This window comes from Enterobacter sp. UNJFSC 003, from assembly GCF_036903355.1.
In the GTDB taxonomy this organism is placed as follows: Bacteria; Pseudomonadota; Gammaproteobacteria; order Enterobacterales; family Enterobacteriaceae; genus Enterobacter.
Genome location: NZ_JBAKHK010000002.1, coordinates 36,106 through 61,385, shown reverse-complemented (window position 1 = coordinate 61,385; position 25,280 = coordinate 36,106). Strand labels below are relative to the sequence as shown.

General features: G+C 56.6%; 26 protein-coding genes. 15 read left to right on the top strand and 11 right to left on the bottom strand.

Features of this window, described 5'->3' with window-relative positions; genetic code table 11:
* Window positions 1-106 precede the first annotated feature (106 nt).
* A complete protein-coding gene (paaZ, locus tag V5P19_RS06310) occupies window positions 107-2,146 on the bottom strand; it encodes a phenylacetic acid degradation bifunctional protein PaaZ (RefSeq protein WP_334402704.1) in 2,040 nt (679 codons plus the stop codon).
* A 283-nt stretch (window positions 2,147-2,429) separates the two neighbouring features.
* On the opposite strand from paaZ, the gene paaA reads away from it, so the two are divergent.
* The 13 genes from paaA (at window position 2,430) to paaY (ending at window position 13,567) form a co-directional block, all read left to right on the top strand.
* Window positions 2,430-3,359, top strand: a complete 930-nt coding sequence (gene paaA / locus V5P19_RS06305; protein ID WP_334401291.1) for a 1,2-phenylacetyl-CoA epoxidase subunit PaaA — start codon at window positions 2,430-2,432, stop codon at window positions 3,357-3,359.
* 11 nt (window positions 3,360-3,370) lie between these two features.
* The gene (paaB, locus tag V5P19_RS06300) at window positions 3,371-3,658 is read left to right on the top strand and encodes a 1,2-phenylacetyl-CoA epoxidase subunit PaaB (RefSeq protein ID WP_008502380.1); all 288 of its coding nucleotides are present in this window, start codon (window positions 3,371-3,373) and stop codon (window positions 3,656-3,658) included.
* An 8-nt stretch (window positions 3,659-3,666) separates the two neighbouring features.
* The gene (gene paaC / locus V5P19_RS06295) at window positions 3,667-4,413 is read left to right on the top strand and encodes a 1,2-phenylacetyl-CoA epoxidase subunit PaaC (RefSeq protein WP_334401289.1); all 747 of its coding nucleotides are present in this window, start codon (window positions 3,667-3,669) and stop codon (window positions 4,411-4,413) included.
* A 14-nt stretch (window positions 4,414-4,427) separates the two neighbouring features.
* The gene (gene paaD / locus V5P19_RS06290; RefSeq protein ID WP_334401286.1) at window positions 4,428-4,925 is read left to right on the top strand and encodes a 1,2-phenylacetyl-CoA epoxidase subunit PaaD; all 498 of its coding nucleotides are present in this window, start codon (window positions 4,428-4,430) and stop codon (window positions 4,923-4,925) included.
* A 7-nt stretch (window positions 4,926-4,932) separates the two neighbouring features.
* On the top strand, window positions 4,933-6,003 hold the full coding sequence (gene paaE / locus V5P19_RS06285) for a 1,2-phenylacetyl-CoA epoxidase subunit PaaE (RefSeq protein ID WP_334401284.1): 1,071 nt from the start codon (window positions 4,933-4,935) through the stop codon (window positions 6,001-6,003).
* The gene (gene paaF / locus V5P19_RS06280; protein ID WP_334401282.1) at window positions 6,000-6,767 is read left to right on the top strand and encodes a 2,3-dehydroadipyl-CoA hydratase PaaF; all 768 of its coding nucleotides are present in this window, start codon (window positions 6,000-6,002) and stop codon (window positions 6,765-6,767) included. The genes paaE and paaF overlap by 4 nt, the downstream gene beginning before the upstream one ends.
* A gap of 2 nt (window positions 6,768-6,769) precedes the next feature.
* Window positions 6,770-7,555 carry a 2-(1,2-epoxy-1,2-dihydrophenyl)acetyl-CoA isomerase PaaG gene (gene paaG, locus V5P19_RS06275; protein WP_334401280.1) on the top strand — a complete coding sequence of 262 codons (786 nt, stop codon included), beginning with the start codon at window positions 6,770-6,772 and terminating at the stop codon, window positions 7,553-7,555.
* Between the two features lies 1 nt (window position 7,556).
* Complete coding sequence (paaH, locus tag V5P19_RS06270) at window positions 7,557-8,978, top strand: 3-hydroxyacyl-CoA dehydrogenase PaaH (RefSeq protein WP_334401278.1); 1,422 nt, start codon at window positions 7,557-7,559, stop codon at window positions 8,976-8,978.
* Window positions 8,968-9,390, top strand: coding sequence for a hydroxyphenylacetyl-CoA thioesterase PaaI (paaI, locus tag V5P19_RS06265; RefSeq protein WP_334401276.1), 423 nt, complete (start codon window positions 8,968-8,970; stop codon window positions 9,388-9,390). Before paaH ends, paaI begins: the two co-directional genes overlap by 11 nt.
* Window positions 9,390-10,595: a 3-oxoadipyl-CoA thiolase gene (pcaF, locus tag V5P19_RS06260; protein WP_334401274.1), complete on the top strand. Its 1,206-nt coding sequence runs from the start codon at window positions 9,390-9,392 to the stop codon at window positions 10,593-10,595. The genes paaI and pcaF overlap by 1 nt, the downstream gene beginning before the upstream one ends.
* Before the next feature lie 26 nt (window positions 10,596-10,621).
* A complete protein-coding gene (paaK, locus tag V5P19_RS06255) occupies window positions 10,622-11,938 on the top strand; it encodes a phenylacetate--CoA ligase PaaK (protein ID WP_334401272.1) in 1,317 nt (438 codons plus the stop codon).
* A gap of 87 nt (window positions 11,939-12,025) precedes the next feature.
* The gene (paaX, locus tag V5P19_RS06250; RefSeq protein WP_334401270.1) at window positions 12,026-12,961 is read left to right on the top strand and encodes a phenylacetic acid degradation operon negative regulatory protein PaaX; all 936 of its coding nucleotides are present in this window, start codon (window positions 12,026-12,028) and stop codon (window positions 12,959-12,961) included.
* Window positions 12,962-12,970: 9 nt separating this feature from the next.
* Window positions 12,971-13,567, top strand: a complete 597-nt coding sequence (gene paaY / locus V5P19_RS06245) for a phenylacetic acid degradation protein PaaY (protein WP_334401268.1) — start codon at window positions 12,971-12,973, stop codon at window positions 13,565-13,567.
* Window positions 13,568-13,640: 73 nt separating this feature from the next.
* Here the strand turns inward: paaY and V5P19_RS06240 are convergent, their stop codons facing one another.
* The gene (locus tag V5P19_RS06240) at window positions 13,641-14,579 is read right to left on the bottom strand and encodes an omptin family outer membrane protease (RefSeq protein ID WP_334401266.1); all 939 of its coding nucleotides are present in this window, start codon (window positions 14,577-14,579) and stop codon (window positions 13,641-13,643) included.
* Between the two features lie 226 nt (window positions 14,580-14,805).
* On the opposite strand from V5P19_RS06240, the gene V5P19_RS06235 reads away from it, so the two are divergent.
* On the top strand, window positions 14,806-15,711 hold the full coding sequence (locus tag V5P19_RS06235) for a LysR substrate-binding domain-containing protein (protein WP_334401264.1): 906 nt from the start codon (window positions 14,806-14,808) through the stop codon (window positions 15,709-15,711).
* 70 nt (window positions 15,712-15,781) lie between these two features.
* On the opposite strand, the gene V5P19_RS06230 is transcribed toward V5P19_RS06235, so the two are convergent.
* The 8 genes from V5P19_RS06230 to V5P19_RS06195 all read right to left on the bottom strand — a co-directional run bounded on the left by V5P19_RS06230 (window position 15,782) and on the right by V5P19_RS06195 (window position 23,801).
* On the bottom strand, window positions 15,782-16,294 hold the full coding sequence (locus V5P19_RS06230) for a hypothetical protein (RefSeq protein WP_334401262.1): 513 nt from the start codon (window positions 16,292-16,294) through the stop codon (window positions 15,782-15,784).
* Between the two features lie 138 nt (window positions 16,295-16,432).
* A complete protein-coding gene (locus V5P19_RS06225; RefSeq protein ID WP_334401260.1) occupies window positions 16,433-17,050 on the bottom strand; it encodes an NAD(P)H-dependent oxidoreductase in 618 nt (205 codons plus the stop codon).
* A gap of 73 nt (window positions 17,051-17,123) precedes the next feature.
* Window positions 17,124-17,717 carry a TetR/AcrR family transcriptional regulator gene (locus tag V5P19_RS06220; RefSeq protein ID WP_334401258.1) on the bottom strand — a complete coding sequence of 198 codons (594 nt, stop codon included), beginning with the start codon at window positions 17,715-17,717 and terminating at the stop codon, window positions 17,124-17,126.
* Between the two features lie 33 nt (window positions 17,718-17,750).
* Window positions 17,751-20,846, bottom strand: a complete 3,096-nt coding sequence (locus tag V5P19_RS06215) for an efflux RND transporter permease subunit (RefSeq protein ID WP_334401256.1) — start codon at window positions 20,844-20,846, stop codon at window positions 17,751-17,753.
* Window positions 20,843-21,952, bottom strand: coding sequence for an efflux RND transporter periplasmic adaptor subunit (locus V5P19_RS06210; RefSeq protein WP_334401254.1), 1,110 nt, complete (start codon window positions 21,950-21,952; stop codon window positions 20,843-20,845). The genes V5P19_RS06215 and V5P19_RS06210 overlap by 4 nt, the downstream gene beginning before the upstream one ends.
* 74 nt (window positions 21,953-22,026) lie before the next feature.
* Complete coding sequence (locus tag V5P19_RS06205) at window positions 22,027-22,641, bottom strand: TetR/AcrR family transcriptional regulator (RefSeq protein ID WP_334401252.1); 615 nt, start codon at window positions 22,639-22,641, stop codon at window positions 22,027-22,029.
* A gap of 281 nt (window positions 22,642-22,922) precedes the next feature.
* Complete coding sequence (locus V5P19_RS06200; RefSeq protein ID WP_334401250.1) at window positions 22,923-23,237, bottom strand: PTS cellobiose transporter subunit IIB; 315 nt, start codon at window positions 23,235-23,237, stop codon at window positions 22,923-22,925.
* A 96-nt stretch (window positions 23,238-23,333) separates the two neighbouring features.
* A complete protein-coding gene (locus tag V5P19_RS06195; protein ID WP_334401248.1) occupies window positions 23,334-23,801 on the bottom strand; it encodes a nuclear transport factor 2 family protein in 468 nt (155 codons plus the stop codon).
* Between the two features lie 102 nt (window positions 23,802-23,903).
* Between V5P19_RS06195 and V5P19_RS06190 the strand changes: the two genes are divergently transcribed.
* Window positions 23,904-24,479 (top strand): TetR/AcrR family transcriptional regulator, encoded by a 576-nt coding sequence (locus V5P19_RS06190; protein WP_334401246.1) that lies wholly within the window; start codon window positions 23,904-23,906, stop codon window positions 24,477-24,479.
* A 39-nt stretch (window positions 24,480-24,518) separates the two neighbouring features.
* On the opposite strand, the gene V5P19_RS06185 is transcribed toward V5P19_RS06190, so the two are convergent.
* Complete coding sequence (locus tag V5P19_RS06185; protein ID WP_334401244.1) at window positions 24,519-25,280, bottom strand: hypothetical protein; 762 nt, start codon at window positions 25,278-25,280, stop codon at window positions 24,519-24,521.

The window sequence follows — 25,280 nt, the reverse complement described above, 5'->3', positions numbered from 1 at the left end:
CTGCCAAAAGCGTTTGTCTGCATCTGCCAGGTTATTTGTCAGCCTTGCCAGGTTAAAAAAAGACCGGGGTTTATCACACCCCGGTCAAGGTACAGAGAGGAATGGGTCAGAGGTCGCCCTGCTGGCGCGCCACCAGCGTCAGAATGGAATAGAGCGCGACGGCCTGCTGATGCTGGTTAACGATCTCAACGGACCACTCCACCACGCCGGTGGGTTTTTCGTCAGCAGTTCGTTGTTTTTTCACTGTTTTACGTTTACAGGTCAGGCGTACCTGAATGGTATCGCCCGGTTTGACGGGCTCGATAAAGCGCAGGTTTTCCATGCCGTAGTTAGCAATCACCGGCCCAACGCCTGCATCGACAAACAGCCCTGCGGCGGCGGAGATCAGGAAGTAACCGTGGACTACGCGCTCGCCGAAGATCGACTCTGCCGCGCCAATCTTGTCCATGTGAGCGTAGAAATGATCCCCGCTGAGACAGGCAAAGTTAACTATATCCGCCTCCGTTAACGTCCGTCGCGGCGTCAGCAGGCTATCGCCAGGCTGTAGCTCTTCGAAGTATTTGCGGAACGGATGGACGCGATCTTCCTGCACCTGTGCACCGCGTACCCACTGCTTACCAATAGCGGCCAGCATGGTCGGGCTGCCCTGTATGGCCGTGCGCTGCAGGTAATGCTTCACCGCACGCAGCCCGCCCAGCTCTTCGCCACCGCCCGCACGTCCCGGACCGCCGTGGACCAGCTGCGGCAGCGGAGAGCCGTGGCCGGTGGACTCTTTCGCGGACTCCTCATTGAGGATTTGAATACGGCCGTGAGCGCGTGCCGCCCCGGCGATAAACTGGCGCGCAAGGGGCAAATCTGCCGTTACCAGCGTCCCCGCCAGGCTGCCGCCGCCCGCGCGCGCAAGCTGCATGGCGTGCTCTGGATTACGATACGGCATCAGCGTTGCAACCGGGCCAAAGGCTTCGGTGGCATGCACGGCAGGGGTTTCATCCGGCTGCGGACAGAAGAGCAGGGTTGGCGGGAAGAAAGCGCCTGCCGTCTGCAGGTCCGCTTTTCCGCCCAGACGAACCTGACAGCCTGCGCTAATCAGCTGATTGACTTTCTCCTGCACATCCGCGCGCTGTTCGCCGTTCACCAGCGCGCCCATCTTCACGCCCTCCTGCGCCGGGTCGCCCACGACCACCTTTTCCAGCCGCGCAATCAGCGCCTGGCTGACGGCATCAACCTGCTCGTGCGGCACGATGATGCGGCGGATAGCGGTACATTTTTGCCCCGCTTTGGCGGTCATCTCACGCACGACTTCGCGAATGAACAGTGCGAACTCCGGTTTATCCGGCGTGACGTCTTCACCCAAGACGCAGCAGTTGAGGGAGTCGGCTTCCATGGTGAACGGGATCGCGTTGGCGACAATATTGGGATGCACGCGCAGACTTTGCCCGGTGCTGGCCGAACCGGTAAAGGTCACCACGTCCTGACCGTCGAGATGGTTCAGCAGATCGCCCGCGCCGCCGCAAATCACGCTGATGGCCCCGTCCGGCACTAGCCCGCTTTCGACAATCGACTTCACCATTGCCTGCGTGACCTGCGCGGTCGCCGTGGCCGGTTTGATGATGGCGGGCATGCCGGCAAGCCACGTCGGCGCCAGCTTTTCCAGCATTCCCCAGCACGGGAAGTTAAAGGCATTGATATGCACGGCCACGCCGGATTTTGAGGTTAAGACGTGGCGGGCAGCAAAGCCGCCTTCTTTTGACAGCGGTATCAGCTCATCTTCCGGCCACAGCGTATCGTCCGGCAGTTCGCGGCTGCCCAACCCGGCATAGGTGAAAAGGGTGCCGATCCCGCCTTCAATATCCACCCAGCTGTCGGCCCGGGTTGCACCCGTTTGCGCTGACAGTGCGTAAAAGTGCGCTTTGTGCTCAAGAAGATGCTTGGCTACCGCTTTCAGCATGGCCGCGCGTTCGATAAAGGTCATGGCACGCAGTGACTCGCCGCCGTGTTCGATGGCGTAGCGGCGTGCGGCCGCCATATCCAGCCCTTCGCTGGTGACTTCCCACAATGCTTCACCGCTGATGGCGTGACAGATGTTGCGCTCGCGGCCCCGGCCAGACTGCCAGGCACCGGACAAGAAGCTGGCTAACTGCTGCATCATTTATCTCCAGATGTTTCATGAGTTCACTATGAATAGTTAAATTACGAATCATAAAAATCAAGCTGAGTTTTAATGAATTGTTAACATTGTGATCCGGCATGATGAAATGCTGCCATCAAAACCCCTCTGCAGGCGGATTTAGCAAAATCCCTGCGAGATGGATCACGAAATAAACAAACTCTCCTTGGGGTTATATTTAACCTTTGTGTAACTTTCAAGAAACAAAGCGATTCATGAATTGGCCTTGTTAAATAGATTAACGAATCATAAAGGTGATGATGTGACGCAAGAACAACGCTTTGAGCAGCGCATAGCCCAGGAGACGGCCATTGAGCCTCAGGACTGGATGCCGGAAGCCTACCGTAAGACGTTGATCCGTCAGATTGGTCAGCATGCGCACTCCGAAATTGTCGGCATGCTGCCGGAAGGGAACTGGATTGCTCGCGCCCCGACGCTGCGCCGTAAAGCCATCCTGCTGGCAAAGGTGCAGGACGAGGCCGGGCACGGTTTGTATCTCTACAGCGCAGCGGAAACGCTGGGCTGCGCGCGGGAAGATATCTACCAGAAGATGCTTGACGGCAAGATGAAATATTCCTCCATCTTCAACTATCCCACGCTGAGCTGGGCCGATATCGGGGTGATCGGCTGGCTGGTGGACGGCGCGGCCATCGTCAATCAGGTGGCGCTCTGCCGCACCTCCTACGGCCCCTACGCTCGCGCGATGGTGAAAATCTGTAAAGAAGAGAGCTTCCACCAGCGTCAGGGGTTTGAGGCCTGCATGGCGCTGGCGCAGGGCAGCGAAGCACAGCGCCAGATGCTGCAGGACGCCATCAACCGTTTCTGGTGGCCGGCTCTGATGATGTTCGGGCCCAACGACGATAACTCGCCGAACAGCGCGCGCAGCCTCGCCTGGAAAATCAAACGCTTTGGTAACGATGAGCTGCGCCAGCGCTTCGTGGATAACACCGTCCCGCAGGTGGAAATGCTGGGCATGACCGTGCCCGATCCCGACCTGCATTTTGATGAAGAGAGCGGTCATTACCGCTTCGGCGAGATTGACTGGCAGGAGTTTGAAGAGGTCATTAACGGGCGCGGCATTTGCAATCACGAACGTCTGGCCGCCAAACGCAACGCCTGGGAAGAAGGGGCGTGGGTGCGCGAAGCCGCACTGGCGCACGCAGAAAAACAGCACGTCCGCAACGTGGCCTAAGGGGAAACAGGATGAGCAATGTCTACTGGCCGCTGTACGAAGTCTTCGTACGCAGCAAACAAGGGTTGTCCCACCGTCATGTGGGAAGTCTTCATGCCGCTGACGACCGCATGGCGCTTGAAAACGCGCGTGATGCCTACACCCGCCGCAGCGAAGGCTGTTCTATCTGGGTGGTGAAGGCGAGCGAAATCGTCGCCTCGCAGCCCGAAGAGCGCGGTGAATTTTTTGACCCGGCGGAAAGCAAGGTTTACCGCCATCCGACGTTTTACACCATCCCTGATGGCATCGAACACATGTGAGGTCAGGAATGAAAACTGTCTCTGCCTATGCCCTGCGACTGGGCGACAACGGTCTGGTGCTTTCCCAGCGCCTGGGCGGCTGGTGCGGCCACGCGCCGGAGCTGGAAATTGATCTGGCGTTGGCCAATATCGGGCTCGATCTGCTGGGTCAGGCGCGCAACTTCCTGACCTACGCCGCCGAGCTGGACGGTCAGGGCGATGAAGACACGCTGGCCTTTAGTCGCGATGAACGCCAGTTCCGCAACTTACTGCTGGTAGAGCAGCCGAACGGCAGTTTCGCCGACACGCTGGTTCGTCAGTACCTGATGGATGCCTGGAACGTGGCGCTGTACGCGCGCTTGACCCAAAGCACCGACAGCCAGCTTGCCGCCATTGCCGCGAAAGCGATTAAAGAGGTGCGCTACCACCTGCGCTTTAGCCGCGGCTGGGTAATCCGTCTGGGCGACGGCACGGAAACCTCCGCACGGAAAATGCAGCAGGCGGTTGACGCCCTGTGGCGCTTTACGGCCGAGCTGTTTGAAGCCGATGATGTTGAGCTGGCGCTGATGGAATCCGGCGTGGCGGTAGACCCGCGCACCCTGCGTCAGCCATGGGAAAACGAAGTCTTTGCCGGCCTGCGGGAGGCCACCCTGTGCGTGCCGGATGAAGCGGCGTATCGCACGGGCGGCAAGCGAGGGCTGCACTCCGAACATCTGGGGCCGATGCTGGCAGAGATGCAATATCTCCAGCGCATGTACCCCGGCCAGCAGTGGTAAGGAAGGAGAACGCCATGCAACGTCTCGTCGACATCGCTCCCGCGCAAATCCCGCAAATCTGGGCGCTGCTCAGCCAGATCCCGGACCCGGAAGTCCCGGTGCTGACGATTACCGATTTGGGCATGGTGCGCAGCGTCGCGGCAAAAGGGGAAGGTTGGGTGATTGGCTTCACGCCAACGTACTCCGGTTGCCCGGCGACGGAACACCTGCTGGGTGCGATCCGCGAGGCGATGACGGCGCAGGGGTTTACCCCGGTGCATATCGTGCTCCAGCTAGAGCCCGCCTGGACGACCGACTGGATGACCGGGGACGCGCGTGAACGTCTGCGTGAATATGGCATCAGTCCGCCCGTGGGCCACAGCTGTCATGTCCACGTCCCTGCTGAGGTCACCTGTCCGCGCTGCGCGAGTACCGACACCGCGCTTATCAGTGAATTTGGTTCAACGGCCTGCAAAGCGCTCTACCGCTGCAATACCTGCCGTGAGCCTTTCGATTATTTCAAATGTATTTGAGGCTGCCATGACAACGTTTCATTCATTAACAGTGGCAAACGTGGAACCCGAAACCCGCGATGCGGTGACGATAACGTTCGCAGTGCCTAACGATTTGCAGGAGGCTTACCGCTTCCGCCCGGGTCAACACCTGACGCTGAAAGCCCGGCTGGGTGGCGATGAACTGCGTCGCTGTTATTCCATTTGCCGCAGCGCCGCGCCGGGGGAAATTAGCGTGGCGGTCAAAGCCGTCGAAGGCGGGCGATTTTCCCGCTATGCGCGGGACGAGATCAAACCGGGCATGGCGCTGGAGGTGATGGTGCCGCAAGGGCATTTTGGCTACCAGCCGCAGGCCGGGCGTGAAGGGCACTATCTGGCGATCGCCGCAGGCTCCGGGATCACCCCGATGTTGGCGATTATCTCCGCCACGCTGGTCACTGAACCTAACAGCCATTTCACCCTGATTTACGGTAACCGCAGCAGCCAGAGCATGATGTTCCGCCAGGCGCTGGCGGATCTGAAAGACACATACCCACAGCGCCTGCAGCTGGTGTCCCTCTTCAGCCAGGAGACGCTCGACAGCGAACTTCTGCACGGCCGCATCGACGGTGAAAAACTGCAGGCGCTGGCGAAAACAGTGATCAACTTCCGTCAGTACGACGAAGCCTTTATCTGTGGCCCGTCGACGATGATGGATGAGGCCGAAGCGGCGCTTAAAGCGCTAGGAACGCCGGAAAACGCCATTCACCTTGAGCGCTTCAACACGCCGGGAACCGCCGTCAAGCGCACGATCGGCGTGCAGGCCGAAGGACAAAAAGTGACCGTGCGCCAGGACGGGCGCGACCGCGAAATCACCCTGACGGCGGACGATGAAAGCATTCTTGATGCGGCCCTGCGCCAGGGGGCAGACCTGCCGTATGCCTGCAAAGGGGGCGTATGTGCCACCTGCAAATGCAAGGTGCTGCGCGGCAAAGTGGATATGGTCACTAACTACAGCCTGGAGCCGGACGAGCTGGCCGCCGGATACGTGCTGAGCTGTCAGTCGCTGCCGTTAACCGCCGACGTGGTGGTCGACTTTGATGCGAAGGGGATGGCATGAGCGAACTGATTATCTCTCGTCACAGCCGCGTGCTGCAGCTCACGCTAAACCGCCCGGCGGCGCGCAATGCGCTGAACAATGCGCTCTTGATGCAGATTGCGGACGTGCTTGACGCCGCCGCCGCCGATAGCGCGATCTCTGCCTGCGTGATTTACGGCAGCGAACGCTGCTTTGCGGCCGGGGCAGATCTCAACGAAATGGCGGAAAAGGATCTGCCTGCCACCCTGAACGATATCCGCCCGCAGCTTTGGACGCGGATTAACGCCTTTACGAAACCGCTGATCGCCGCCGTTAACGGCGTTGCGCTGGGGGCCGGGTGCGAACTCGCGCTGCTCTGCGACGTGGTGATTGCCGGGGATAACGCGCGCTTTGGCCTGCCGGAGATCACGCTCGGCATTATGCCAGGGGCTGGCGGCACGCAGCGCCTTATCCGTAGCGTGGGCAAATCCCTCGCCAGCAAGATGGTGCTGACGGGGGAGAGCATCAGCGCGTTCCAGGCGCTGAGCGCCGGTCTGGTCAGCGACGTGTTCCCGGCATCGCTGACGCTGGAGTACGCCCTCAAGCAGGCTGGGCTGATGGCCCGCCACTCTCCGCTGGCGCTGCAGGCGGCGAAGCAGGCGCTGCGCCAGTCTCAGGAAGTCCCGCTTCAGGCCGGGCTGGCTCAGGAGCGGCAGCTGTTTACGCTGCTCTCTGCCACCGACGATCGCCGCGAGGGCATCGATGCCTTCTTTCAAAAACGCACCCCCGATTTTAAAGGACGCTAACCGTGGAATTTATCCTGAGTCATGTAGAGCAAGGCGTGATGACCCTTACCCTAAACCGTCCGGATCGCTTGAACAGCTTCAACGACGTGATGCACCAGCAGCTTGCCGAATGCCTGAAGCTGGCCGAGCGCGATGACGCTATCCGCTGTCTGCTGATAACCGGCGCCGGTCGCGGTTTCTGTGCCGGTCAGGATCTCAATGACCGCAACGTCGACCCCAACGGCCCGGCGCCGGATTTGGGGATGTCCGTTGAAACCTTCTACAACCCGCTGGTGCGTCGCCTGGCAAAACTGCCGAAACCCGTTATCTGCGCGGTCAACGGCGTGGCGGCGGGCGCAGGGGCAACGCTGGCGCTGGGATGTGATGTGGTCATTGCGGCCCGCTCAGCCCATTTTGTGATGGCCTTCAGCAAGCTCGGGTTGGTCCCGGACTGCGGGGGCACCTGGCTACTGCCGCGCGTAGCGGGGCGCGCCCGTGCGATGGGGCTGGCGCTGCTCGGTGACACGCTCAGCGCTGAACAGGCGCAGGACTGGGGGATGATCTGGCAGGTGGTGGATGACGACCAGCTTTCCACGACGGCACAGAAGATGGCGCTGCACTTTGCGTCACAGCCAACCTTTGGTCTCGGGCTGATTAAGCAGGCATTCAACGCTGCCGAGACCAACACCCTCGACGCGCAGCTTGACCTGGAGCGTGACTATCAGCGTCTGGCCGGGCGTAGCGCTGACTATCGTGAAGGCGTCAGCGCCTTCATGGCAAAACGCGTTCCGAACTTTACGGGGAAATAAGATGGTGAACATTCGCACTGTCGCCGTGATCGGCAGCGGCACCATGGGCGCGGGGATTGCCGACGTCGCGGCCAGCCACGGGCATCAGGTCCTGATTTACGACATTGCCGCTGACGCCATTTCACGTGCCGTTGACGGCATTCGTGCGCGGCTGGCTTCCAGAGTCGCGCGCGGCAAGCTCTCTGCCGATGCCAGCGGGCAAATTCTCGCCCGGCTGATCCCGGTAACGGATATCGAAGCCCTCGCGGCGGCAGATCTGGTCATTGAGGCGGCGTCCGAACGCCTTGAGGTAAAAAAGGCGCTGTTTGCAAAGCTGGCTGACGTCTGCCCGGCGCAGACGTTGCTGACCAGCAACACCTCATCCATCTCCATCACGGCGATTGCGGCAGAGATTCGCCACCCGGAGCGCGTGGCGGGGCTCCATTTCTTTAACCCCGCGCCGGTGATGAAGCTGGTGGAAGTGGTCAGCGGGTTGGCGACCTCATCTGAAGTGACGGATGCGCTGTGCGAACTGGCGATGAACTGGGGAAAACAGCCGGTTCGCTGCCAGTCAACGCCTGGGTTCATCGTCAACCGCGTGGCGCGTCCGTTCTATTCCGAGGCCTGGCGCGCGCTGGAAGAACAGGTGGCAACACCCGAGACAATCGACGCCGCGCTGCGCGAAGGCGGCGGTTTCCCAATGGGGCCGCTGGAGCTGACGGACATGATTGGCCAGGACGTTAACTTTGCCGTGACCTGTTCCGTGTTTAACGCCTTCTGGCAGGAGCGCCGTTTTCTGCCGTCGCTGGTTCAGCAGGAGCTGGTGTTGGCCGGACGGCTAGGTAAAAAAAGCGGGAAGGGTGTATACGACTGGCACGCTGACAGGCCTGCCGTGCAGTGGAGTGCGTCCGTCAGCGATAGCAACCCGGTGCGGGTAGAGAAAATAAGTGACAGCGTCACAAGAATTGACGAGCTGCTGTTAATTGAAACGCAGGGCGAGACGGCGCAGTCGCTGGCGGTGAAGCATAACAGACCGGTGGTGGTGGTAGACCGCATTGAGCGCGATGTGGCCGTGATTGCGGCGGCGTTCAGCAACCCCGACAGCGTCACGCGCAAGGCCATTGGGTACCTGCAGCAGCAGGGAAACCGGGTGGTGCAGATTGCGGATTACCCTGGCCTGCTGGTCTGGCGGACCGTCGCGATGATTGCCAACGAAGCGCTGGACGCCCTGCAAAAAGGCGTCGCCAGCGAAAAAGATATCGATACCGCGATGCGTCTGGGCGTGAACTACCCGAGCGGGCCGATTGCCTGGGGGGAGCGTCTTGGCTGGCAGCGTCTGTTAACCCTGCTGGAAAACCTACAGCGTCATTACGGTGAAGAGCGCTATCGCCCCTGTTCACTGCTGCGCCAGCGCGCGCTTCTGGAGTGTAGCTATGAGTCATAACGCCTGGCGTAACGCCCGCATCATGTATGAACAGGACGCCTGCGCTCAGGCGTTGGGGATCGACATTATGGACATGGACGACGGTTACGCGAGGGTGACCATGACCATTACCCCGCAGATGCTTAACGGGCATAAAACCTGCCACGGCGGACAGCTCTTTTCGCTGGCAGACACCGCGTTTGCTTATGCCTGCAACAGCCAGGGGCTGGCGGCGGTTGCCTCCGGTTGCTCCATCGATTTCCTGCGTCCGGGCTTTGCCGGCGACACGCTGACCGCCACGGCGCGGGTTAAGCATCAGGGCAAGCTGACCGGCGTGTACGACATTGAAATTCACAACCAACACCAAAAAACAGTCGCTCTTTTTCGCGGGAAATCTCACCGCATTGGCGGCAGTGTGACAGGAGAAGCCTGATGCGTGACGCATTTATTTGTGAGGGTGTTCGTACCCCGGTCGGTCGTTACGGTGGCGCGTTATCTGGCGTGCGCGCCGACGATCTGGGCGCCGTACCGCTGCGCGCGCTGCTGGCGCGCTACCCGCAGTTAGACGTGGAGCGGATTGATGATGTGATTTTCGGCTGCGCCAACCAGGCGGGTGAAGACAACCGCAACGTGGCGCGTATGTCGGCGCTGCTGGCCGGTCTGCCGCAAACCGTATCAGGCACGACGATCAACCGCCTGTGCGGCTCCGGGCTGGACGCCATTGGTTTTGCCGCTCGTGCCATCAAGGCCGGTGATGGTGACCTGCTGATAGCTGGCGGGGTGGAATCCATGTCCCGCGCGCCGTTTGTGATGGGCAAAGCCACTGCCGCGTTTCAGCGCCAGTCAGAGATCTTCGATACCACCCTCGGCTGGCGATTTGTGAATCCGCTCATGCATCAGCAATACGGAACTGACAGCATGCCGGAAACGGCGGAGAATGTAGCTGAAATGTTAAATATCAGTCGTGCCGATCAGGACGCGTTTGCGTATCGCAGCCAGCAACGCACCGCTCAGGCACAGCAGAACGGCGTGCTGGCACAGGAGATCGTCTCGGTGCAGGTGCCAGGAAAACAAGGGACGGTGACGGCGGTCTGCGAGGATGAACATCCGCGGGCGGACACCACGCTGGAACAACTGGCCGGGCTAAAAACCCCGTTTCGCAAAAATGGCGTGGTCACGGCGGGCAATGCCTCCGGCGTCAACGACGGCGCGGCTGCGCTGATTATCGCCAGTGAGCAGATGGCGCTCGCTCAGGGGTTAATCCCGCGCGCGCGTATCGTCGCCATGTGTACGGCTGGCGTTGAACCGCGTCTGATGGGATTAGGCCCCGTTCCTGCAACGTGCAAAGTGCTGGAGCGCGCCGGACTCAGCATTACCGATATGGACGTCATTGAACTCAATGAAGCCTTTGCTTCCCAGGCGCTGGGCGTGTTGCGCCAGCTGGGCCTGGCGGATGATGCCGCGCACGTTAACCCGAACGGCGGGGCGATTGCCTTAGGTCATCCGTTGGGGATGAGCGGTGCCCGGCTGGCACTGGCCGCCAGTAATGAACTGCATCGACGCAACGGGCGCTACGCGCTGTGTACGATGTGCATCGGTGTGGGTCAGGGCATTGCCATGATCCTTGAGCGTGTTTGAGCGATTAACACTGTGAGTACCCTACAATGACAAATACAACAAAGCTTGATCCGATCGAAACCGCGTCCCTTGATGAGTTACAGTCCCTGCAGACCGAGCGCCTGAAATGGACGCTTCATCACGCTTATAACAACGTTCCGATGTACAAACGCAAGTTTGACGCGGCGGGCGTTCATCCTGACGATTTCAACGAGCTGGCGGACATTCGCAAATTCCCGTGTACCACAAAACAGGATTTACGCGATAACTACCCGTTCGACACCTTTGCCGTCCCGATGGAGCAGGTGGTGCGTATTCACGCCTCGTCCGGCACCACCGGCAAGCCGACCGTGGTGGGATACACCCAAAATGACATTGATAACTGGGCCAATATCGTTGCGCGCTCCCTGCGCGCGGCGGGCGGCAGTGCGAAGGACAAAATTCACGTGGCCTATGGTTACGGGCTCTTTACCGGCGGCCTGGGCGCACATTATGGCGCAGAGCGTTTAGGCGCGACGGTGATCCCGATGTCCGGCGGACAGACGGAGAAACAGGCGCAGCTGATCCGCGATTTCCAACCGGATATGATCATGGTGACGCCGTCCTACTGCCTCAACCTGATTGAAGAGCTGGAGCGCCAGATGGGCGGCGATGCCAGCCAATGTTCCCTGCGCGTGGGCGTGTTCGGCGCCGAGCCGTGGACGCAGGCGATGCGCCGCGAAATTGAAAAGCGTCTGGGTATCACCGCGCTGGATATTTATGGGTTATCCGAAGTGATGGGGCCGGGCGTGGCGATGGAGTGCCTTGAAACCGCCGATGGCCCGACCATCTGGGAAGATCATTTCTTTCCTGAAATCGTTCACCCTAACGACGGCACGCCGCTTAATGACGGCGAGCAGGGCGAACTTCTGTTTATGACGCTGACTAAAGAGGCGCTGCCGGTTATCCGCTACCGTACCCGCGATCTGACGCGCCTGCTGCCCGGAACGGCTCGCACCATGCGCCGCATGGACAGGATCGGCGGGCGCAGCGACGATATGCTGATCATTCGCGGCGTTAACGTTTTTCCGTCACAGCTTGAGGAAGAGATCGTCAAGTTTGAACATTTATCGCCACACTACCAGCTGGAGGTCAACCGCCGCGGTCATCTTGATTCGCTTTCCGTGCGCGTTGAGCTAAAAGAAAGTAGCTTAACGTTGACGCACGAGCAGCGCTGTCAGGTCTGTCACCAGCTGCGCCATCGCATTAAATCGATGGTTGGGATTTCAACCGATGTGACGATCGTCAACTGCGGCAGTATCCCACGCTCGGAAGGCAAAGCCTGCCGCGTGTTTGACCTGCGCAAGGCGGCGGCCAACGGCTGAGCGTAGCGGTCGTTATCCCTCTCCCCGTGGGAGAGGGATATGTTTAATCCTGTGCTATGATTCATCAAGGAAAAAAATCACAACAGAATGAATCACATGAATAAACTCGACGCCTTCATCCAGCACGCGGTCAGCTCGGTACCCATCAGTGGAACATCGCTTATCTCCTCGTTATACGGTGACGCACTTTCCCATCGCGGCGGTGAAATCTGGCTTGGAAGCCTGGCCGCGCTGCTGGAAGGAATGGGATTTGGCGAGCGCTTCGTGCGAACCGCGCTGTTCCGCCTTAATAAAGAAGGTTGGCTGGATGTCGCCCGCATCGGGCGGCGCAGTTTTTACCGCCTGAGCGATAAGGGCCTGCGGCTGACCCGCCGCGCGGAGAGTAAAATTTACCGTGCCGAACTGCCCGCATGGGATGGTAAATGGCTGCTGCTGCTTTCTGAAGGTCTGGATAAAACCACGCTTGCCGACGTCAAAAAACAGCTTATCTGGCAGGGGTTTGGCACGCTGGCGCCGAGCCTCATGGCCTCGCCATCGCAGCATCTGGCCGACGTGCAGTCATTGCTCCACGATGCCGGTGTCGCGGAAAACGTTATCTTTTTTGAGGCCCATTCACCGCTGGCGCTTTCCCGTGCGGCGTTACGGGCGCGGGTGGAAGAGTGCTGGCAGCTTACCGAGCAAAACGCGATGTACGAAACCTTTATTGACTCGTTCCGCCCGCTGCTGCCGCTGCTGAAAGAGTCCGAGCCAGACGAACTCTCGCCGGAACGCTGCTTCCAGATCCAGCTATTGCTGATTCATTTTTATCGTCGCGTTGTACTTAAAGATCCGCTCCTGCCGGAGGAATTGCTTCCGGCGCACTGGTCGGGTCAAAGCGCGCGACAGCTCTGCATCAACATCTATCAGCGCGTGGCGCCGGGAGCGCTGGCGTTTGTCAGCGAGAAAGGTGAAACCTCGGTCGGCGAGCTGCCGGTGCCGGGCACGCTCTATTACCAACGCTTTGGTGGTCTTACGATTGCATAAGGAGTGAGGATGCCTGTTTATCAAATTGACGGCCTGACGCCGGTGGTGCCAGAAGAGAGCTATGTTCACCCGACGGCGGTGCTTATCGGCGACGTGATTTTGGGCAAAGGGGTTTACGTGGGGCCTAACGCCAGCCTGCGCGGAGATTTTGGCCGCATCGTGGTAAAGGAGGGGGCCAATATCCAGGATAACTGCGTGATGCACGGCTTCCCGGAGCAGGATACGGTGGTGGAAGAGGACGGGCATATCGGTCACAGCGCCATTCTACACGGCTGCGTTATTCGCCGTAATGCGCTGGTGGGAATGAACGCCGTGGTGATGGACGGCGCAACGATTGGTGAAAACAGCATCGTTGGTGCGGCGGCCTTTGTGAAGGCAAAAGCGGATATGCCTGCCAACCATTTAATTATCGGCAGCCCGGCGAAGGCGATACGTGAGCTGAGCCCACAGGAACTCGAATGGAAGAAGCAGGGAACCCGGGAATATCAGGTGCTGGTGGAGCGCTGCAAGCAGACGATGCATCAGGTAGAACCGCTGCGCGAAGTGGAAGAAGGGCGCAAGCGGCTGGCGTTTGATGAGAATTTACGGCCAAAATCGGCGAGCTAGGGCCGGTTATTGTTGCAGTCGTCAAAAAAGCCCCATCAGGGGCTTTATGTTTAATTAACGCATGCAGGTTGAATCAGAAGCGATATTGCAGGCCCGCTGTCAGGGTATAGTTTCTGTTTGAAATACCTGCTGCATCACCGCCAATAGAGTCTGATTCGCCACGGGTGGTGTCAATCATCTGAGTGCCGCCTTTGCCCTCTTCATAGCTGCTATAGGCAAATTCGGCAAAGACTTTAGCTTGGGGCGTTACGTAATATCCCGCATCAATTGACGCGCCGTAATAGCGAGAGTTTGTCGTTTTTTCACGGAAAGTCAGATCGCGCATGTAGTGCTCGTCGTTATCGTGTGCGCGAACCCAGTCACTGAATTTGAACAGGGCGTTAAATTCAACGTTATTAATGCGATACTGACCCACAAGGCCGATGTAAGGCATAGAGAATCGCTGACTATATCCAATACCCCGTTCACCGGCAGGGAAATTGCCCGTATTTGCGCCGTTGTCATAATTGTATGACCCACCGGTCGCCGTCCAGCTGAAACGGGTTTCCTGATAGCCCGCGGTTACCCCCGCTTTATAGTTACTGTCCTGGAATATCCAGCCTTTGACGTTAAGATCGTATTCGTTGGCATAATTCACATTCGTCGCAGGATGGGAGGAGTGGTCTGTCCAGGAGGATTGTCTTTCGTTCATCCAGTCATAGTCATCCATATGACCGGAGCCTGATGCCAGCGAGGTCCAGCCGCGAGCGTTAAGGGTAAGGAAAGTGTACGCATCCCAGGATACATCACCTTTCAGAATGGCAACGTTTTTTATTTTCCAGTCCAGCTGGCTTATTTTTCTCCCTGTAACGTCATCATAAACCATTTCATGAGATTTCCCACTCAGCATCCCACCAGAGGCTGAGACAGTGATGCTGCCTGGGGAAAAGTCAGGCGTAAATTGTGCTTGATCTGCATAAGCTACACCTGAAAACGTGGCTACCATCATTCCTGCAATAATACTTTTTTTCATTTTTATATCCCTAAACCAAATTTAATAAATAAGTGGCGGCTGAATATTAAAAGTCATACAAATAAGAATCAACTGCCAGTTTTGGTGATATTTTTTTGGGATCCATAGTGAGAGCATCCGTTTTCCTCTGATTGCTATGAACAATAATTTTATTTACGGACAAATTTGTTAGGATACTGACTTCGGCTGCGGGTCTGCTGAAAAAACCCTTATATTGAGGAGTATTATGTCCTTACCTCCACTGTATGCCCTGCGTGCCTTTGAAGTTGCTGCGCGGTTAAACTCATTCAGTAAAGCCGCTGAAATACTGAATATTACGCCCGGCGCGGTCAGCAGACATGTCCGTACCCTGGAAACGTGGTTCGACTGTGAGCTTTTTAAAAGACAGGGACCACGAGTAGAGGTCAGTGAAGCTGGGCGTGTTCTGGCAGGGCAGCTTAACGAAAGCTTCAGGAGTATGGAGTGGGCCTGCGGCGCATTCAAAAGTGAAAATCATTTGCTGCGTCTCAAAGCACCCAGCACCCTTACCATGAGATGGCTTCTTAACGTCCTGAGATCGTTTCGTGAAAATCATGAAAAACCCAAAATTGAAATAGCCAGCGTCTGGATGGATATTGATACCGTTGACTTCAGCCGTGAGCCGTTTGATTGCGCAATCCTGCTGGGTAATGGCAATTTTGGCGAGTCCACCGAGAGCAGGCTGCTTTTCAGTGAATGGCTTGTTCCCGTTTGTACTCCCTCTTTGCTGGAATCTGCCCGACAGCATCTTCCTCAATGCGATCTTATCCATACCACGCCTGACCGACGGGACTGGAAACGGTGGCTGAGAGAAACGGGATTATTTCCCGGCCTGGAGATGAGTGGCGGGGTGGTTTTTGACACGCTGGAGCAGGGAAGTCTTGCGGCCATGAACGGGCACGGCGTTGCAATGGCTGACCTGCGTCTCACGGCGGAGGCGCTGGAAAGTGGCCTTCTTGCCCTGCCTTTCAGGGAGGCCATCGTAACGGGCGACGGCTACTACATTGTCTGGCCAAAAAACTCGCTCCGAAAACAGAGCATAGATAGCCTGCTGGACTGGCTGAATCGCCACGCGCCGGGTGAGCCATCGCAGAATGTGGTGTGTCTTGATTGAGGATATCAGTCAGGAAAAAAAAAGCAGGATATTCGGTATGGAATATCCTGAAGAGAAGGCACATCTCTTTTTATGAATAGGGAATGTTAGCCATTTTTTTATATCTTTCCGGCAAGGCGCTGTTCAGGTTGAGCAGTTTATCCAGAATGGTAAATGTCGGTGCCGATCTCGCGTGCTCTGAATCCAGTAGCGCAGCGCGTAATATATTGGCCGCAGACGTCACTTTACTAAAATAAGCCTCGGACTCAGGGGTCTGTACCTCACCTGAAAGTGCATAACGCACCTGTGGCCAGGCTGAAAAGTCAAGTAATGGCCAGGTTTCTTCCTCTTTCGGCAAATTGGCAATGAGCAGCGCCTCGGCCTTAGCGGGGTCGCTTTGGGCAGCAGAAAGAATAGTCAGACGATGTATCAACGGCGAAATGACATCAGAATGGTTTTCTTCTGATGACAGCATATTAATTAACTCACGCAAATGAGAGTCGGGCGTTTTTGTATCAAACGTAATATTTTTCTTATCGTCACCGGCGTTTTTTTTACGTGACGATGCTATATCCATTAACTGCAATAAAACCTCAAGTGTCATGTGCGCTCCCTATACTCTCATCATTTATAGTTGAAGTGGTTTTGTTATTTTCGATCAACAATAAAGCAGGTGTTAGAGGATGATATTTCAGGAAGCGCGCGTTTGAAAAACGACAAATAATGGACTTTAACTTGAGTTTTACTCAACGTTCCCGTTTACAGCATCACTTTCAAGGCGTTGCATGAACGCGTCCACCTGCGCATGTGTGGCAGTATCGGCCTGATAGAGGATATCCAGCGTGACGTTTTTGAGCCCGCAGAAGCCAAACACCCCTTCAACCAGCTGAGTATGAAGGGCCGTGTTATAACCGTGCTTCTCGAACCCGTCGATATCGCTGCCTGCCGTCGCGATAAGACGGACGGGGACGTCGCGTAAGCTTCCCACAACCCGGCCATCTTCCGCCACTTTGTAAGCCCAGTTCAGGGTCAGCACGCGGTCAAACCAGCCTTTCAGCAGGCCGGGAACTGACCACCAGTACACCGGAAAAACAAACACCAACATATCTGCGCGATCCACGCGCTGCTGCTCACGCAGAATATCGTCGGGAAGCGCGCCGGCATCCCCGTGATAGAGCGCGAGATCGGGACGGACCATCGCCGGAGAAAAACCTTCAGCATGCAAATCCGCAATCTCTACCTGCGTACCTTGCTCCCGTAGCTTCGCGGCAATTCGCGCCGCCAGTGAATGTGATAACGAATTTTCGACAGGGTGAGCCGTGACGATCAGCGCATTGTTTATGGCAGTTGTTGTAGACATAGCGACCTCAAATAGGGATTTGTTAATCTATATGTTACTACTGGTAACTTATCTGTCAATCCGCAAACGCCGATCATTTTGTGCTGTTCGCGTAAGCCTCCAGGACTCCGGTCATTGCCCCCGTGAGCATATCTTCCGCGACATTGCGCGCGAGCACCCCATTGCCCGCAGCGGCGCTAAGCGCATCCGCCGCGCCAATGATGGCCGTCAGCACGGCTTCACCCGCAACACCTTTCAGGACGATGAACGGGGAAAGCGCGGTCCGCAGGCAGTCAGCACATTCGGCGACGCAGGCCTCCAGAAAGGCCTGCAATGCCCGTGAGCCGGACAGGGCTGCGGCGATTGGCCCTGTCTCTGGGCCTGCGCTGATTGCGCAATCAATATACGCGGCGCTGAAAAAGCGGAGAGTCTGTGCCAGCGTTTTGTTATCCACCGTCAGCGTCTCGCGGAATTTTTTTAACTGCCTATCGCTGTAATCCTGGTACAGCGCCATCAACAGGCCTTCACGATCGCCAAAGTGGTCGTAGGGGATAGGCTTAGTGACGTTCGCCCGCTCGGCGAGATAGCCCAGCGTCAGCGCCTCAGTGCCCTGCTGGCGCACGATTCCACGCGCCACTTCCAGCAGCTGCACCCGACGCTCCTCTTTTCTTAAGCGCTTAACAACCATAATGTCCTCATGTATGTATCTACTATTAGTAGTTTACAGGGTTTGTGCGGATGGGGATACGCCGGGTTTTGCTCCCTCAGCGCGGATCCTGAACCAGATGGCATACATCGCGGGCAAAAAGACCAGGGTAATAATGGTACCGCCCAGCGTTCCGCCAATGAGCGTATAGGCCAGCGTTCCCCAGAACACTGAATGCGTTAGGGGAATGAACGCCAGAACTGCCGCCAGCGCCGTGAGGAGCACCGGCCGTGCTCGCTGTACCGTTGCCTCAACGACCGCGTGGAAAGGATCGAGCCCATCCTTTTGGTTATGATCGATTTGCCCGATAAGAATCAACGTATTACGCATCAGAATACCCGAGAGGGCAATCAGTCCGACCAGCGCATTGATGCCAAACGGTTGATTGAACAACAGCAGCGTAGGTACCACCCCTACAAGCCCCAGCGGTGCGGTAAGAAAGACCATGACCATTGCCGACATGGACCGCACCTGCACGATGATGATCAGCAACGTCAGGGCAATCATAATGGGGAACAGCGGCGCCATTGCACGGGTTGCTTTGCCGGATTCCTCAATCGATCCCGCCATTTCGATACGGTATCCGGGCGGAAGTGAATCAATTATTGGCTGGAGCTGTTTCATCATGGCGACAGACACGTCCGGTGGCTGTAGATTGTCAGCGATATCGCCCCGCACGGTAATCGTGGGCGTGCGGTCGCGACGACGCAATAAAGGGTCTTCCATTCCGATCTCAACATCCCCAATTTGCGAGAGTGGAACGCGTTGACCCGCATTACCCACCAGGGTAAAGCCCTCAATTTTTGCCGGATCCAGACGGATATCACCGGCCGCGCGGCCGATCACCTGAACCGAACGAATATCTTCCCGCACGGACGTAATGGGCACGCCTGATAACAGGAACTGCAGCTGCTGGGCAACGGAATTCGATGTTAAACCGGTTGCCTGCAGACGGTTCTGGTCGAGGGTGAAATGCAGCGTGGGTACCCGCGATCCCCAGTCGGTATTGACGGTCCTCATCATTGGGCTTGCCTGCAGTACGGCTTTAACCTTATCCGCAATGTCGCGCAACGTGTTGGTATCTGGCCCCATAACCCGCCAGGCGACCGGGTAGGGAGAGTACGGACCAAACACCAGCTGCGTGACGCGCACGCGTGCTTCAGGTGCCAGGCCGCTGGCAACCGCTTCGCGAAGCCTGAACTTGAGCGCTTCACGAGACTCCGGGCTGTCCGTTAACACCACCATCTTCGCAAACGAGGGATCGGGCAACTCGGGGGCCATTGCCAGGTAAAAACGCGGTGACCCCTGGCCAATGTAGGCGGTCACGATCCTGGCTTCAGGCTGTTTGTTCAGCCACTCTTCTATTTTCGCCGTGGCTGCGCTGGTCTGCTCGATAGACGTGCCATAGGGCATCTGGACTTCAACCAACACTTCTGGGCGGTCAGACGTCGGGAAAAATTGTTTTTTCACCAGACCCATCCCCAGAATGGCGAGGATAAAAATGCCGATAACGGAACCGGCGACAAGCCATTTTCTGCCGATAACGCGGGTCAACAGCAGGCGGAACCGGTTATAGCGAGGCGTGTTATAAATGGCGGTATGACCACCTTCCACTTTATGAATATCCGGCAGCAGTTTTACGCCAAGGTAAGGGGTGAAAACGACGGCAACGACCCATGAGGCAATCAGGGCGAGGCCAACAATCCAGAACATGTTGCTGGTGTATTCCCCGGCGGTCGACTGAGCGAAGCCATTGGGCATAAAGCCGATGGCAGTGACCAGGGTGCCCGCCAGCATAGGGGCGGCGGTATGGCTCCAGGCGTAAGCAGAGGCCTTGATTCTGTCGTAGCCTTCCTCCATTTTAACGACCATCATTTCGATGGCGATAATGGCATCATCCACCAGCAGGCCCAGGGCAAGGATCAGCGAGCCCAGCGTGATGCGGTCGAAGTTAATCCCCGAGGCTTCCATCACCACAAACACAACCGCCAGCGTCAACGGTACCGCGGCCGCAACTACCACGCCCACGCGCCATCCCATGCTGACAAAACAGACGACCATCACCACCAGCAGCGCGACGAAGAATTTGATCATAAACTCGTCGACCGACGAGCTGATGTTCACGGACTGATCGGTAACCTTCGTCAGGGTCATCCCCAGAGGCATAGCGTCGTTAATTTTTGCCGTTTCGGCATCCAGCGCTTTCCCCAATGCCAGCCCGTTCCAGCCTTCACGCATCACAATTCCTAGCATCAGCGCCGGTTCATGCTGGTTACGGATCAGCAGGGTAGGAGGATCTTCATATCCGCGTTCGACCGTGGCGACATCGGAGAGCTTGAGCGTTTTGCCCTGCGCGATAAAGGGCGTATCGCGGATCTTCTGCAGCTTGTCGAACGCGCCGTCGAGGCGGATAAAGATTTGCGCGCCGCGGGTTTCAATTGAGCCTGCCGGGGTTAATACGTTCTGATTGTTTAGCGCACTGAAAATATCCTGAGGCGTTAGCCCCATCGTGGCGAGACGATCGTGCGAGAAGGCGATGTAAATGCGTTCGGCCTGCTCGCCGATGATGTTCACTTTTTTGACGCCAGGCACGTGCAGGAGCTGCTGACGCAGCGTTTCGGCATCGCGCACCAGAAGACGCTGGGGCTCGCCTTTTGCCTTCAGCGCAAAGAGGGCAAAAGTGACATCGGCGAACTCGTCATTGAACATCGGCCCCATCACGCCGGCCGGGAGGTTTTGGGTTTCATCCCCCAGCTTCTTTCGAGCCTGATAGAACTGTTCTTGCACCTGAGACGGTGGCGTATTGTCCTGCAAAGAGAGGGTGATAAACGCCATGCCGGGACGAGTATAGGTCTCGGTGCGATCATACCATTTGAGTTCCTGCAGGCGCTTTTCCAGCGGCTCGGCCACCTGATCCTGCATCTCCTGCGCGGTTGCGCCGGGCCAAGCGCTGATGACCGTCATTTGCTTAACCGTGAAGGGCGGATCTTCCGCGCGCCCTAGCCCGAAAAATGCGTAGATACCGGCAAGGGTAATCAGGATTATCAGAAACAGCGTGACGGAACGCTCGCGTACGGCAAGCGCTGAGAGGTTAAAGCGTCCTTCGCTCATGGCTGGCTCCTCGACTGCGCTGCATCTTGTCGATCGGCGAGCCGAACGGCTTCGCCTTCGTGCAGAAGATGCGCGCCTAATGCCACAATCTTCTCACCGGGCTTCACGCCACCCGTCACCTGCGCGGCGTCATCACCGACGCTAACCACGGTGACGGGCTGCCACGAAACCGTTGCAGGCCGAGCCGAAATCCGCCAGACGCCAGGCCCTTTGCCCGCATCGTAGAGCGAGGCCAGAGGAACCTGCATGACCTGGCGGTGTTCCGTGTTTTTTTCAATGTTCAGCGTGACGGTCGCCCCCAGCGGCGCGTTCGCCAGCGAGCCTTCCAGCACGTATCGTGCCTCGTAGGTGCGGGTAGTGGCATCGGCGGAATCGGACAACAGCCGCAGTTTGGCCGTAACAGGCTGAGTTTCTTTGCCGTAGAGCGTAGCCTGCGCTTCGCTACCCACCGCGGGGCGCAAGGTTTCTGATAGCTGCACCAGCGCCTCCCGCTGTCCCGCTCTGGCCAGCCGGATCACCGCCTGACCGGCACTGACGACCTGCCCGGGCTCGGCGAGGGTGTCCATCACCACCCCGTCAGAATCGGCCAGCAGGACGGCATATCCCGTCGCGTTTTGCGCCACACTTGCCTGCGCGCGGGCAGCGCTAAGCTCCGCTTTGGCCGCATCGGCGGCGGATTTTATCTGATCGTATTCTGAGGCGGAGACGGCGCCGGTCTTCACAAGGCCGCGATACCGCCCCTCATCACTGACCGCTTTCCTCGCGCGTGCCTGGGCGGCATCCACCGCCTGCTGCTGCGCCTGTGCCTGCAGCTTCAGGTCTACAGGATCAAGGCGCATCAAGGGTTGACCCTGCTTAACGGTCTGCCCCGTATCAACAAGGCGTTCCAGAATTTTGCCCTGAACCCTAAAACCGAGATCGCTTTGCGTTCTTGCCACGACTACCCCCGTAAAGGCGTGGGATGTATCGGCCGCAGGAATAACGGATGCAGATCTGACAAGCGGTGGCCGCGTGCGAGGATCGTCACTCGCGTGGTTATCGCCGCACGCCACCAGGGCGAACGGCAGGAGGCAAATGGCAAAACGGGCTGAATTGAGCCTGAGCATGGGAACCCTTATTGAATTAACAGGACGGATTCCGCATTCTCTGACTAGTGACCAATAAAGTCAATGGTCACTAGTCAGGGGGCGAGGCTTCTGAGAATGAGAGAGGAGAGAAGGACTGACGCCGTGGGGGCTTCTTCAAGATTGTACTGCAGCTGAATGGGGTTGATGAACGGGCACATGACCAGGTGGATCGCCTGCGTCACCTCGTCCAGCGGCGTTTTTCGTTCAAACTCACCGGCCTGTCTGCCCTCGACAACAATGCTCTCTATCAGCTTCATCAGCCCTTCTGCGTACTTCTCGGTTGAAGGCCACTTGTCACGGGCGGCAACGGCAGCAATGTCGTAAAGTTTACGATCGTGGAAAAAGAGTTCACTTCCTGCTTCAGTGAGCGCCCTGAACAGACGGCGCAGTTTTTCACTTGCCGACGGCGAATCGGCTATCGCTGAATGCACGGCAGCCATGATCAACTCCAGACGGTTAGCGCAAATAACCTCACCGATAGCCTGCTTGGAATCAAAAAACTTATAGATGTAGGCTTTTGAAATACCGATAGATTTGGCCAGTTCTGCCACGGTGGTTTTTTCGTAGCCGTAATGGCCGAAATGCTCAAAAGCCGCTTCGACGATTTGCTCGCGGACGGTGTGATCGAGTGGACCACGTATAGAGGGGATAGTCATATTTTTAGTCATTATTTCAGCTTAGCGTGACGGGCTTCGATTGACAATGAGTGACCATGTTATGATTTGGTCACTCCTGCAAAGGGTGAACCTACGCGTTAATCAGCCTGTTGAAACCCGACGAAGATAGATGGGCTGAGTGTATCACTGTTTTTCGCGCGATAGTGCGATACTGCGTGCGACTCTCGGGCGTAATATTTTTTCAGCGACGATGCCCCGGTAGCCGACCCGTTTTCTTCAGAACAAAACAAACTTTATACATAACAAAGGCCGCAAATAAAGCGGCCTTTCTATTAGAGGAACAGCTCAGGCATTTCGGCTTTAACAAAGGTCAAAACGTTTTCCGCATTAAGTGACGCATACGGCAGACTTTGGATGATGGCGATGGCGCGATCGTTTCCGACATTTTCTTTTATCTCATCGAGTTTATATTGAACGTGCGGTGCAATGAGAAACGCGTCGAAAGCGGGGGCTACGCTGGCGAAATTATCCAGCCCCACGGCACTAATGATGAGCGAGTCGCCTTTACGTTCAGCCAGCGTCTGCATTTTTTTGGCCAGCGAGTTTGCAGTATTCCCGAACAAACAGCATATCAGAAGCTTTTTCATTTTTTACCTCCTGAAAACCGTTCATAGGGTATTCCTGATGACTTCGCTGAAGTGAGCGTCACCTCTAACTTTTGTGTGCGGGAAATTAAAGTACGTTTACAGCCCAAGATCGCTCAGCGAAGGGTGGTCATCAGGGCGTCTGCCCAGCGGCCAGTGAAACAGTCGTTCAGAGGCAGTGATCGGCATATCGTTTACGCAGGCGAAACGGCGCGTCATGAGCCCGTCCGGGGCAAATTCCCAGTTTTCATTGCCGTAAGAGCGGAACCAGTTGCCTGAATCATCATGCCATTCATAGGCATAACGTACGGCGATTCGGTTTTCAGTAAATGCCCAAAGTTCTTTTATCAGGCGATAATCGAGCTCTTTTTTCCATTTTCGCTGCAGAAATGCCTGCGCTTCATCGCGATTATTCGCGAATTCAGCGCGGTTGCGCCATTTCGTTTCCAGAGAATAGGCCAGTGCGACTTTCGAAGGATCGCGGCTATTCCAGCCGTCCTCAGCCAGCCTGACTTTTTCAATTGCACTTTCACGTGTGAACGGGGGTAACGGTGGACGAGTATTCATTTCAATGACCTCAGATGCGTTGAGGTAGACAGGTCTGTCTACTGGTGTTAATCTATGCCTCATAATAACCACTGTCAACACATCACTTGAGGTCTCTGTCCTGTGAATACATCCCCCGCCAGTAACGATGCCAAAATCAGCGTGAAGGAGAAAATACTCAATACGGCGCATGATTTGTTTTATTCCACAGGCTTCAAGGCAACGGGGGTCGATACCCTGATCAAGCAGGCAAAGGTCACGAAAGTAACTTTTTATCGCTATTTCCCGAGTAAGAGTTTGCTTATCCTGGCCTATTTAGATTATCGACACGTACTGTGGATAAACTGGTTCGAAACCGCGCTGCGCCGCAATCTTGAAAAGGATAAGACCGCATCAGAGGCATTGTCTGAAACCTTAAATGAGTGGTTTATTTCCCCGGTATTCCACGGTTGCGCCTTTATTAACGCCAGCGCAGAAGCAAAATCCGAAGAGATTGAAAGTGAAATAAAAGAAATTTGCCGCAAACATAAATGGGCGACTCAGCGCAAAATCACTGAGTTGACCGGGATTGCCGATCGGGACGTTATTTCTGACATCATGATGCTGATAGATGGAGCCATTATTCATGCGCAAATGGGGATGGATACCCACGATATTATCAGCCAGCTGAAGCGCAGTTTAGAGAGAGTAACACGCTAAATCAGCTGCAGGCAGAATAACAGCTCCGGGCGAGAGCGCTCAATCTTCTTGCCGGGCCATCGTTAACGCGCTGGCGCTTGCAGGATCAAAGAGTGAAAGACTCTCAATCTGGTTCAACATAATCACTTTTCTGAAATCCATCGCGCTTTTGGGTTCCGAATCGAGCGAAATATCATGCCCGGCGTACCATTTGCTGTAGTTATTTTCGATGCAGAAGTTCATCGACTTTTCGTCGCGGTAGCCGCTCAGCATGGGGATAAGCACGATATTTGCCGTCTTTTCATATTCCAGCGTCGCGGTATGGATCATGCCGACGTAAATTCGCCTCGACCGTAAAGTGATCTGCGCCAGTTCGCCTTGCTCCATACACTGATAAAGCAGTTGTTCAATACCGCTCGACTGGGCCAGGCGTTGATACAGCTTTTTCCGACCTTCGCCGTCCAGCCGCGCGCTGCCCGCCCAGTTTGAACGATAGAGGCAAAAGAGAATGGCGAAGGCCAGCATCACCACGACCGGCGCCTGGATGCCTAAAAAACTCCAGTTCATAAAATCCATTTGCCAGTCAGCATACTTCTGCGAGGTGATATGGAACGTATTGTCGGCAGCCGAGAGCGCAAACAGCAGCAGCCAGAGCAGGCCGGTTGCGATCACGCCCTGTAAAACAAAAATACAGCCGTAAAGCGCGACGAGAAAGTAGACATCCCAACCGAAAGAACGCTTAATTTTAAACCGCGTCGAAAGATCGCGGCTGGTATACCAGTACCCGCAGACCATCAGCACCATGAATATTGCTGTTCCCAT